The organism is Aeromicrobium sp. (assembly GCF_049586495.1).
GTDB lineage: Bacteria > Actinomycetota > Actinomycetes > Propionibacteriales > Nocardioidaceae > Aeromicrobium.
In genome coordinates this window covers 1-8,922 of the sequence record NZ_JBAVCB010000109.1, presented here as the reverse complement: position 1 = coordinate 8,922, position 8,922 = coordinate 1, and the positions used below count along the sequence as shown (strand labels likewise).

Sequence of the window (8,922 nt, the reverse complement as noted above, 5' to 3'; positions counted from 1 at the left end):
GGGCCCACACCCACCTGGATGCGGGCCCCTCGGCACGTCAGGTCAGTTGAACCTGACCTCCATCGTGGTGCCCTTCTGCTTCTCCACCGTCACCTTCACACCGGCCGCGGGCAGCTTGACGCCGTGGTTCGGCAGCTGTGCGTACCAGTACTGGTCGGTGTCGTTGAAGACGCTCTGCGCCTTCTGCGCCCGGATGTCACTGGGCACGCCGTTGGTGTGCAGCGTCATCGAATCGGCCTTGATCGTGCCGAACGGTGCGTCGTACACCTGGATGCGCGCACGCCACGGCTTGTCGGTCGCCGTGTTGATGATCGGCTCGGGATGCGCGTCGATCGGGAGGTTGCGGCCCGCACCCGGATGGGCCGAGGTGTTGTTGTCCATCTGGGAGGTGTCCCAGTACGAGATCAACAGCCCCCGTCCGTAGCGGTAGTGCTCGACGAAGTCCGGCTTCGTGTTGTTGAAGCCGAAGTTGTACGGCCCGGTCTGCAGGTACGTGTCGTAGCCGACGTAGGACCGGTGACCCATGACGTAGTAGTTGTCATACAGTTCCGTCGTCGAGGCTCCGACGCTCGAGAATCCGTCCAGGGTGAAGGTCGAGCTGCCTTCGGCCCCGTCGGACAGCAGCTCCTCGCCACCGGCAGAAACCACGATGTCGTCGGCGAAGAAGCCAGCTTCCACCCAGCCACCGTCGGTGCGGTAGTACATCCGGAGCTGGACCTTCTGGCCGTCGTAGGCACCCAGCGGGACGTTCAAGTCCGCCCAGGTCTTCTGGAAGCCATCGATGCCCGGGTTGCCGGAGCCGTCCTCGCCGATCGGCTGTCCGCCGATGGTGCCGTCCAAGGACGTCCAGGAATCTCCACCGTCGGTGGAGGCCTGGATGTAGGCGTAGTCGTAGCCCTCCTCGATCTCGTAGCGGACCTTGGCGGTCAGCTCGCCGCCGGTCTTGCCGGTGAGATCGACCTCCGTGGTCATCGACGTGGCGAGATCATCACCCGACCCGGAGAAGAACTGCTTGTCGCCAGACGCCGGGGCGCCCAGCTCGCGCGTGATCTCCTTCTCGGGCAGCACGACGACCGCACCCTGAGCCTTCTTGGAGTTGTACTCCTGAGGGCCGAGCTCGACCGTCTTCTTCTGCGTGGCGGACACTGCCTCGTAGTCCAGCCAACCGAGCTGCAGCTTCTCCCACGCGCCCAGGTCACCCGCACGGGTACCAAGCGCCTCGCCCTTGTCGTTCAGACGGCTCTGGGCCATCAGCGTCCAGTACTCGTTGGAGTTGTCGCCGCCACCGCTGGTGTCGTACGCGTCAGGCAGGCCAAGGTCGTGGCCGTACTCGTGCACGAACACCGATAGGCCACCGTTTTCCGGCTGCGTCGTGTAGTCGCCGACCCAGATGCCGGTGTCACCCACCTGGGTGCCGCCGAGCTGGTTCTGCGGCGGGCCGGTCATGCCGGCGTCGGTGACGAACGCATACCACCGGTGCGACCAGATGGCGTCCTCGCCCTGCTGCGGATCGCCGTCGGCCTCGTCGCCGCCAGAGTGCACGATCTGGAAGTGATCGATGTACCCGTCGGGCTCGTTGAAGTCGCCGTCCCCGTCGAAGTCGTAGCGGTCGTACATGTCGTACGACGCCATCTCGGACGCGATCTGGGCGTCGCTCATGCCCTTGGCCTTCTGGTCCTCGACCCAGGCGGCGAGTGAATCCCTGACGAGGTTCCAGACCGTGCGGGAGGACGCGTCCCGGCCGTAGCGGGCCTCGTTGTAGGGCACCTTCACCCAGTCAGCGACCGTGCCGTCGACCGTGTAGCGGCCCGAGGACTGGGTCTCGTAGTAGGTCTTGACCGACTCGACGCCATCGCCCTTCCCGAAGTACAGGTCCTGGTAGTGCTGGCGGTCGTAGTCGGCCTGCCACACCGTGGAGTTGTCCTTCGCGCGGTCCGGCTCAGGGATGGCGTTGTGCAGCGGTCCCTCGAACGTGGTGGGGCCGGGCTTCGACGGATTGGTGTCCTGGTCGGGATAGTTCGGATGACGCTGGTTACCGAACTCAGCCAGGATCACGAAGATCTTGTCGGCACGTTCCTGCGAGAGCTCGACGTACTGATCCTGCTTCTTGGCCTTCTTCGCCTTCTTGTTCTTGTCCTTGCGGTACTCCTTGTTTCCCTGCCGCGCGGCGTCGGCCGGGCTGAGTCCCTCGCCCACCTTGACGACCGAGCTGCCGTTCTTCTGCACTGCCTTCGAATCGCCGTTGATGACGCCGGTCACGGCCTGCTCACGCAGGGCCCGCCGCTTGTCCTCCAACGGGTTGGGCAGTTCATGATTCTTGCTGACACGTTCGGCTCCGCTGACCGGCGGCGCCGTCTCCGCGACACTGGCTGGCGCATAGGCCAGCCCGAGCGACGCAGCGAGTCCAAGGCCAACGAGGCCTGTGGTGACACGCTTCACTGTTCCCCCCTCAGGGTGTTCTAGGTTCGATCCCGACCGCGCTGCGAGGTGACGCATGAGGCGTCGCCTGCCGATGACCGCCTCGAAGGCGCGCCACACACATGACCGGGGTGTAGTTAGAAAGGACTATAACTAAATAGCACCTGAGAACTAGATCACGAGAGAATAAATCTTTCAGGGACGTCTCGCGCGCCCACACTGTGGCGCAGCATCCGCAAAGACCTCGAGAATGGGATTCGCCACTGGCAAAGCGGTGTCCACCGCCTGGCGCACCAAGGCCCCGGAGTGCATCCGGGGCCTTCATCGTTCACCCGGACCCGTGGTGGCAGGTCCCGAGCAGGGTCTCAGTGACCGCTTTCATCCCAGGCGTGGCGACCAAATTCTGCGGTCGGCGAAGCCAGATAGCTCATGTCAGAGCGCGGATGCGGCACTGCCGCAGCAAGACGGTCGGCCGGGAACCGGCGCGACGCCTCAGCGAGGTGAGTCTTGTCGATGTCGAACGTGGTCTCGTCCATGGGGTACTCCGAAAAATCAGATCACAGCGACAGGTGTCGCCCTGACCTGAGGTTATCCTCATGTTCCAAGCCGGTGAAGGTCTACCGGTCGGTAGCCTTCCGTGTCGCGATATTTCCCGTCACAGCGTGACGCGCAGGATCCGGTCGTCGTCCTTCTCGGGCTGGTTACGCCCGTCAGTGTTGCTCGTCGTGACCCACAGCGAATCGTCAGGAGCCACGAACACGTTGCGAATGCGTCCGTACTCGCCGGCGAAGAACTCGCGCGGCTCCCCTGCTGACTCACCATCCAGCGGGACCGCGAACACCGAGCGGCCCTGCAGGGCGCCGAGGAAGGCGGTCGACTGGGTGATGGCGAGACCAGCTGGCGAGCAGTCGTCGGTCTTCCACGTGACCTTGGGCTGAATGAACTCGTCGCCTCTCCCCTCGACCTTCGGCCAGCCGTAGTTGCCGCCGCGCTCGATCAGATTGAGCTCGTCGGCCTTCTTCTCGCCGAACTCTGTGGCCCAGAGCCGACCGTCGGCGTCGAAAGCCAGGCCCTCGATGTTGCGGTGGCCGTAGGACCACGTGCGGTTGTCGAACGGGTTGTCCGGTGCGGCCTTGCCATCGCGGGTGATGCGCAGGATCTTGCCCCCCAGAGCGTCCTTGTCCTGAGCGGTTTCGCCGTTGCCGGCATCTCCCGTGGCGACGAACAGCGTGCCCTCGTCGTCGAACAACAGCCGTCCACCGTGATGACGAGAACCCACCGGGATTCCGGTGAGGATCGGTGTCGGGTCGCCCAGCTGATCTCCATCGAGGTCAAACCGGACGACACGGTCGTCCGACGCGGTGCTCACGAAGGCAAACAGCACGGCGGGATCATCGGGGTCGAGAGCGATGCCGAGCAGCCCGGCCTCGCCGCGCGGCGCCACGCCGGGCACGGCACCGAGCGTGGTCACGGAGCCGTCGGTCGCGATGCGCACGATGGTCGCGTCATCGCGTTGGGACACCAACGCGTCGCCATTGGGAAGGAAAGCGATGCCCCACGGCACGTTCAGACCGGTGGCGATGGTGCTGGCCACGGTCAGGTCGACGGCACCGGGCAGCGGCGACCTGCTCGTGGTCGGATCAGACGTCGGAAGGCTTGACGAGTCGTCGTCAGAGCTGCATCCCACGAGCATGGCGGCACCTGCACCCACTGCGCCGATCAGCAATGTTCTGCGGTCCATGCACTGATCATGCCGGGAATGCTCAAGGTCGGCTTCCTGGAGAAGTAGCTCCGGCACTCATGGAATGCCACAGGACCTTCGGACGTTCTACTGACTATGAGCACAGTTGACCTGACAGCCCAGACCCTTGACGACGCCCTCGACACCGAGGGCATCACCCTGATCGACTGGTGGGCCTCCTGGTGTGGTCCGTGCATGAAGTTCGGCCCGATCTACGAGAAGGCCAGCGAGCAGCACGACGACATCACGTTCGCCAAGATCAACACCGAGACCGAGCAGGAGCTCTCCACGGCGGTCGGCATCTCATCGATTCCGACACTGATGGCGTTCCGCGACGGCGTGATGGTGTTCCAGCAGGCCGGCGCACTGCCCGGACCCGCGCTGGACAACCTGATCGAACAGGTTCGCGCCCTCGACATGGTCGAGGTCAAGCAGAAGGTCGCCGAGCAGGAAGCGGCCGCTGCAGCAGGCGGCCAGGCCTAAACGGTCACGAACGACCGCATGCCGATCGACCCCAGGTCGATCGCCTCGTTGAAGAACTCCAAGTCCTCGCCCGGCTCGAGCAGGCTGAGCGCCGCGACCATGGGGCGGTAGTGATCGTCCGTGGGCACAGCCAGGTGAGCCTCGGACCACGTGCCGAACGGGTCGACCAGCTGGTCGACCCGTCGGTCACGTAAGGCCGCGGCCGTGTCGTGGTCGAACTGCTCGGCCCAGTCCCAGGCTGCTCCGCCGTCCCATCGGGCGCGGCCGAGCGCGTGCACGATGTTGCCGCTGCCGATGAACAGGACGCCTCGCCGCCGCAGGTCTCGCAGGCGCGAGTACAGGTCGTACAGCTGCGGCAGCGGCATGGCGTAGTCGATGCTGATCTGAAGGACCGGCACAGTCGGCTCCGGCGCGAGGTGCTTCAGCACGCTCCAGGTGCCGTGGTCCAGGCCCCATTGCGCGTCGAGGCTGGCCTCGTACTCGGCCAGCTGGCGGGCCAGCAGCGCAGCCACCCGGGGATCACCCTCGGTGGGGTACTGCACCTGCGACAGCTCTTCGGAGAATCCACCGAAGTCGTAGATGACTCGGTTGCGCGGCGCGTCCGTGATGTGCGTCTGCCCGGGCGTCAGCCAGTGCGCGCTGATGACGACGATGGCCTGCGCATCCGGCAGATCGTGTCCGACGCTGCGCCAGGCCCGGGTGAATTTGTTGTCGCTGATCGCGTTCATGGGGTTGCCGTGACCAATGAACAGGGCCGGCATCCGCTCGCTGGGACGCAGTCGGTCCTCGAGGTCCGCGATCGAGTATGTCGTCACCACGTCATAGTAGTTGATACTTCAACTTAAGTCACCGGGGCCGATGCTCGTCCAGCAGGCGCTGCGGAATGCGATGCGCCCATGCGTCGTCAGGCCGCGCGGCTGCCCGCTGGTCGACGCCGTGCCGTGCCGACCGGATCGCGAGGCGGGCCGATTCGGTGGAGACGTCAGACCCGCCGTCACCCACTGCCTCGACCAGCCGAGACACCACGGAGACGTGGGATCGTGCGGCCGCCGCGGACTCTGGAAGATTCACCTCGAGCACCAGGTGCGGTACGCAGTCGAGGAACAGATCGGGGGTGAGCTCGGCGTCAGGGTGGTCGACTGCCACGAGCGTGGCAAGCTGCACCCGCGACGCGGCGAGTCGTCGGCGCAGGGCGGCCGATCGGCCGTCGCACAACAGCTCGAAGACGTCGTCGAACCAGGGCGCCACCGGTTCGTCAGGATCCATGGGACCAACCTGCCAGCCGGCCCCGACAAGCAGGAACGGCCGGGCGGCGCCGTGGTCGAGGCCTGCCTGTTGCCGCGCCTGGCCGACCGCGTCCGCACCGTTGCCGCACCAAAGATTGGCCTGGGCACATCGAAGGCACACGCGATGCCACCAGCGACATGCCGAACCTCAACGAACACCATGACCACCTGTACGAGATAATGGAACGATGCCCATTTCTTCTCTGGACCTGCGCGCCATGCTGCGCCATCAGGTCACGTTCGAGGTCGGTGAGACGCCGGCCGATTCGCGGTTCGTGTTCCACTCCCCCGACGGAGAAGAACGCGTCACCGCCAATGAGGCGATCGGCACGTTGAGTCAGGGCGTCCGCGTGATGTACGCCGACCGCTCGGCCCGCGCCTGGGCCAATCCCGCCATTCTCGCGCTACGACTGATGGCACGAGGTGGACTCGGGTCCCCCACCGATGGCGAGAACAGCCAGCTGCAGCACGCGGCGCAGTCGATCCCGATGGTCAACGGCAAGTCCGGACTGGCGCAGGTGCAGGGCTTTCTTGCCTCGCTGGCCGTTGATGCACCGGCGGCCGCCTCCACCCCGCAGCGATCGACCTACGAGGCATCGCAGCGCAATCCGGACCCGTACCGGCCGGTCACGTACTCCTATACCTTCGTCATCACGTTCCTGAGCGAACCCACCGCCACGGAGGCGGCAGTGGTTCGACTGCGGGTGCGCCCGTCGCCCGGCGCGGCGTTCGAGGCCACCGATCTGATCGGCAACGACCTGCACCCGCGCATCGGAGCCCGCGAGCCGCTGCTCACGATGCTGCGCCGTCTCGACGACCGGTGGGCACCGGCGGCACGCCTGCGCGAAGCCACCGCTCGCGGCGCCACGACGGTCAGCACCGACGAGCTCGCTCAGCTGGGTTCTGGCCATCTGACCACGCTGCTGATCGCATGCCGAGCCGACATCAGCTGGCCTCCGGAGCTGGTGCGCGAGCTGGACACGACGGTCGTGGTGCAGCGCGACGAGCGCATGCCCGGCGACCGACCCTCCTCGTTCACCCAGGCGCAGCTGTTCCGTTTCGACTGGCAGATCGCGATCGGCGGACAGCAGCTGACGGCCGCTGAGGTCGAAGAGCTTGCGTCCTCGCACCACGGCTTCCTGCGCATCCGCGACCAGTGGGTGTTCGTGGAGAAGAGCCGCATCGAACGCGCCCTGCACCGCACTTCCGGCGAGATCAACGCCATCGAGGCGCTGCGAGCAGCCGTGACGGGTGAGATGCAGATTGACGGCGTGACCACCCAGGTCGACACCGTCGGCTGGCTTGAAGACGTGCGCGTGCGCCTCGCCGCCAGCGACCGCGACATCGTCCCGGCCGAGCAGCCTGCCGGGCTGGAGGGCCAGCTTCGCGAGTATCAGCTGCAAGGTCTGCGGTGGATGGCCCAGCTCACTGACCTCGGCCTCGGCGGCATCCTCGCCGACGACATGGGACTGGGCAAGACCGTCATGCTCATCGCGCTGCACCTGAACCGGCACGAGCAGCACCGCAAACGCACGGGCGAAGAGGCACCGCCAACCCTGGTCGTGTGTCCGGCGTCGGTGCTGGGCAACTGGGAGCGCGAGATCAAGCGATTCGCGCCCGGTGTGCCGGTGCACCGCTATCACGGCCCGCGGCGGTGGGTCGAGGACGCGACCGAGGGCTTCGTCGTCACGACCTACGCCACGATGCGCGCTGACTCTGACCTGCTGGCCAAGCACGCACCCGGATGGGGCATGGTGGTCGCCGACGAAGCACAGAACGTCAAGAACCCACGCTCGCGCGGCGCCCAGGCACTGCGAGACATCCCGTCCGACGCCCGCATCGCGATGACCGGCACCCCGGTCGAGAACAACCTCTCCGAGCTCTGGGCCATCCTCGACTGGACCACGCCCGGCCTGCTCGGTACGCACGACCAGTTCCGCAGCCAGTGGTCGCGGCGCATCGAGTCCGGCCGCGACGACGAGGCGGCCACCGGGCTCTCCGCACTGATTCGTCCGTTCTTGCTGCGCCGCCGCAAGAGCGACCCCGGCATTGCGCCGGAGCTGCCGCCCAAGATCGAGACCGACCACACCACGCACCTGACCCGCGAGCAGGTGGGGCTGTACGAGGCGGTCGTGCGCCAGACGATGGGCCAGATCGAGCAGGCCGCCGGCATCCAACGCCGCGGCCTGGTGGTCAAGCTGCTGACCCAGCTCAAGCAGATCTGCAACCACCCCGCACACTTCCTACGCGAGACCGAAGGTCGTCTGGGCGGCCGGTCCGGCAAGCTGGGCGTCTTCGACGAGCTGGTCGAGGAGATCGTCGCCGAGGACGGCGGGGTGCTGGTGTTCACCCAGTACGCACAGATGGGTCGCTTGCTGACCCGCCACCTGGCTGAGAAGAAGATCGAGCACCAGTTCCTGCACGGCGGCACCGGCGTGCCCACCCGCGAGAAGATGGTGCACAAGTTCCAGGCCGGCCAGGTGCCGGTGTTCGTGCTGTCCCTCAAGGCCGCTGGCACCGGCTTGAATCTCACCCGCGCGGACCACGTCATCCACTACGACCGCTGGTGGAATCCCGCCGTCGAGGACCAGGCCACCGATCGGGCCCACCGCATTGGTCAGACCAAGTCGGTGCAGGTGCACCGCCTGATCAGCGAAGGCACCATCGAGGAGTCGATCGCCGAGCTGATCGCCAGCAAGCGGTCGCTGGCCAACGCTGTGGTCAACGGCGGCGAGAGCGCCCTGACCGAGCTGTCCGACGCCGAGCTGGCTCGGCTCGTGGCACTGCGCCACTAGGGTTCCGGTCGTGATCCGACGCGGCGTGCCAGGGTTGATCGCGGCGCTGATGCTGCTGATGACGGCGGCCTGCGCGGGGGGCGGGGATGCGGAACCGCAGGTCTCGTCGTCGCCGAGGCCCATCACCACGATGAATGCCCCCGACCCGCGCATCGCCGGATTGAAGACCGACAACCCGACCGCTCGCGAGACCTACGCC

At 66.4% G+C, this 8,922-nt stretch carries 8 protein-coding genes; 3 read left to right on the top strand and 5 right to left on the bottom strand.

Translation table 11 applies throughout. The features are described from left to right. Positions 1–42: 42 nt before the first annotated feature. The 3 genes from WB508_RS06090 to WB508_RS06080 all read right to left on the bottom strand — a co-directional run bounded on the left by WB508_RS06090 (position 43) and on the right by WB508_RS06080 (position 4,159). On the bottom strand, positions 43–2,439 hold the full coding sequence (locus tag WB508_RS06090) for an immune inhibitor A domain-containing protein (protein WP_423843990.1): 2,397 nt from the start codon (positions 2,437–2,439) through the stop codon (positions 43–45). Between the two features lie 344 nt (positions 2,440–2,783). Then, positions 2,784–2,954, bottom strand: a complete 171-nt coding sequence (locus tag WB508_RS06085) for a hypothetical protein (protein ID WP_423843989.1) — start codon at positions 2,952–2,954, stop codon at positions 2,784–2,786. Between the two features lie 119 nt (positions 2,955–3,073). After that, positions 3,074–4,159 carry a PQQ-dependent sugar dehydrogenase gene (locus tag WB508_RS06080; protein WP_423843988.1) on the bottom strand — a complete coding sequence of 362 codons (1,086 nt, stop codon included), beginning with the start codon at positions 4,157–4,159 and terminating at the stop codon, positions 3,074–3,076. Between the two features lie 96 nt (positions 4,160–4,255). Between WB508_RS06080 and WB508_RS06075 the strand changes: the two genes are divergently transcribed. Beyond that, the gene (locus WB508_RS06075) at positions 4,256–4,642 is read left to right on the top strand and encodes a thioredoxin family protein (protein ID WP_423843987.1); all 387 of its coding nucleotides are present in this window, start codon (positions 4,256–4,258) and stop codon (positions 4,640–4,642) included. Here WB508_RS06075 and WB508_RS06070 read toward each other — a convergent pair. Together WB508_RS06070 and WB508_RS06065 are read right to left on the bottom strand one after the other, a co-directional pair. Continuing rightward, a complete protein-coding gene (locus WB508_RS06070) occupies positions 4,639–5,457 on the bottom strand; it encodes a dioxygenase (protein WP_423843986.1) in 819 nt (272 codons plus the stop codon). The two genes, WB508_RS06075 and WB508_RS06070, sit on opposite strands and share 4 nt — an antisense overlap. A 31-nt stretch (positions 5,458–5,488) precedes the next feature. Then, positions 5,489–5,908, bottom strand: a complete 420-nt coding sequence (locus WB508_RS06065) for a hypothetical protein (protein ID WP_423843985.1) — start codon at positions 5,906–5,908, stop codon at positions 5,489–5,491. Positions 5,909–6,116: 208 nt separating this feature from the next. Here WB508_RS06065 and WB508_RS06060 point away from each other — a divergent pair, with 208 nt between their 5' ends. Both WB508_RS06060 and WB508_RS06055 read left to right on the top strand, forming a co-directional pair. Beyond that, entirely contained in the window at positions 6,117–8,723 is a 2,607-nt protein-coding gene (locus WB508_RS06060) for a DEAD/DEAH box helicase (protein ID WP_423843984.1), read from the top strand. Between the two features lie 10 nt (positions 8,724–8,733). Further along, the coding region (locus tag WB508_RS06055; RefSeq protein WP_423843983.1) for a hypothetical protein at positions 8,734–8,922 on the top strand (189 nt) is incomplete at its 3' end.